This is a genomic window from Acinetobacter sp. 228 (genome assembly GCF_048147885.1).
The window spans coordinates 1-2,161 of record NZ_JAYWYV010000081.1; the positions used below are offsets into that span (position 1 = coordinate 1).

1 pseudogene is annotated in these 2,161 nt (G+C 45.1%); it reads right to left on the reverse strand.

From position 1 onward, the window contains the following. Positions 1 to 2,161 (reverse strand): annotated as a pseudogene (locus VXQ92_RS16015) (beta strand repeat-containing protein); the annotation flags it as partial.

The following is a 2,161-nucleotide window of genomic DNA, read 5'->3' on the forward strand; positions in this document are numbered from 1 at the left end:
CTTTCTAAATTTTGTAGAACGTCAATCCCGCTTTGAATAATACCTGTAAGTGGGTTATCGCCCAGATCACCACCGATGCCGCCTATGCCACCGATAATGCCAGTAATCGGGCTTAGGATATCTCCATCACCGCCAATACCACCAATAACGCCAGTAATCGGACCTAAGATATCGCCTGTACCTTCACCACCAATAAATGAGAAAGAGTTGCCTAATACATTAAGTGGTGTAGTGATAGGGGCCACAACGTCAACATCATCGCCATTACCGTTGCCAATGCCATAATTATGTTCACCGTTACCTGATGAAATGCCATTTAATAAGCCATCACCAGAGCCGTTGCCTGAGTCACCAGAACCAATCAAACCACCTGAAGTGTTGCCGTTGTTGGTAGTGTCATTGTCATTGACTGTGTTTGAAGTAGTTGTTGGTGAAATATTAATAGAGTCGGTCGAAGAACCGCCTATACCAGATAAAGCATTGCCCAGAATATTTAAGCCGCCAGTAAATGGAAGTGTAAAGTCTGCATCATCACCGTTTCCGTTACCAATGCCATAGTTATGTTCGCCATTACCAGACGCTGCACCATTTAAAAGGCCATCGCCAGAGCCATTGCCCGAACCGTCACCAAGGCTACCTGTGTTGGCATTATCAATAGTGTCATTATCATTGACGGTATTAGTTGCTGTGGTAGGGGCAACATTTACCGAGTCACTAGATGAACTGCCAAAGCCTGAAAGCGAGTTGCCGGAAAAGTTGAGCACACCGGTAAGAGGGAAAGTGTAATCTGCATCATCACCGTTTCCGTTACCAATACCGTAGTTGTGTTCGCCATTGCCAGAAGCAGCGCCGTTTAACAGTCCGTCACCAGAGCCATTTCCAGAACTTCCACCAAGAAGTCCGCCTCCATCATTTCCATTATCAGTCACGTCATTGTCATTAACTGTATTGGTCGTTGTAGTTGGGGCAGTATTAATTGAACTAGAAGATGAATTGCCAATGAGTGAGAAAGAGTTACCAGAGAAATTAAAAACACCTGTAATTGGTGCGGTAATATCTACATCATCACCATTTCCGTTGCCAATGCCGTAGTTATGTTCGCCATTGCCAGAAGCAGCGCCATTAAGTAAACCATCACCAGAGCCATTGCCTGAACCACTACCTGTGCCGCCGCTATTACCATTATCAATGGTGTCATTGTCGTTCACTGTATTTGATGTGGTTGTTGGCGCAGTATTGACTGAACTTGAGGAAGAATTACCAATGAGAGTAAATGAGTTTCCTGAAATGTTTAGAACGCCGGTAATCGGAGCAGTAATATCAACATCGTCGCCGTTACCATTGCCAATACCATAGTTATGTTCACCATTGCCAGAAGCGATACCATTACCTGCGCCATCACCTGAACCATTGCCGGAACCGCCCAGAGCGCTCACGCCGCTATCGCCAGTACCATTGCCGTTATAGGTGGTGTCGTTGTCATTCACAGTATTTGACGTTGTAGTTGGCGAGGAATTAACAGAACTTGCAGATGAATTGCCAATTAGAGTAATTGAGTTACCAGACAAGTTAATAGGAAGCGTAATTGGGGCTGTAATACTTGCGTCATCCGCAATCCCATTTCCGATACCGTAGTTTTGCTCGCCATTGCCAGAGCCAATTCCATTTAACAAGCCATCGCCCGAACCATTACCAGCACCTGAGCCATTGCCGTTATAGGTGGTGTCGTTATCATTCACGGTATTTGATGTATTGGTTGCAGAGTTGTTGACCGAACTAGAAGATGAGTCACCAATTAGGGTAATAGAGTTACCCGCAAGGTTAATTGGAATTGAAAGTGGGGCAGTAATGCTTGCGTCATCGGCAATACCATTACCGATTCCATAGTTGTGTTAACCATTACCAGATGCAGCACCATTTAAAAGCCCGTCACCAGAGCCGTTGCCTGTACAGCTACCAGAGGTAGAACCGTTACCATTATTTGTTACATCGTTGTCATTAACGTTATTTGAAGTGGTGGTTGGAGAGCTATTCACTGAACTTGAAGATGAATTGCCTATGAGAGTAATTGAGTTACCAGAGAGGTTGAGGGGAATGGCAATTGGGGCGGTAATGCTTGCGTCATCGGCAATACCATTGCCAATACCATAGTTGTGTTCGC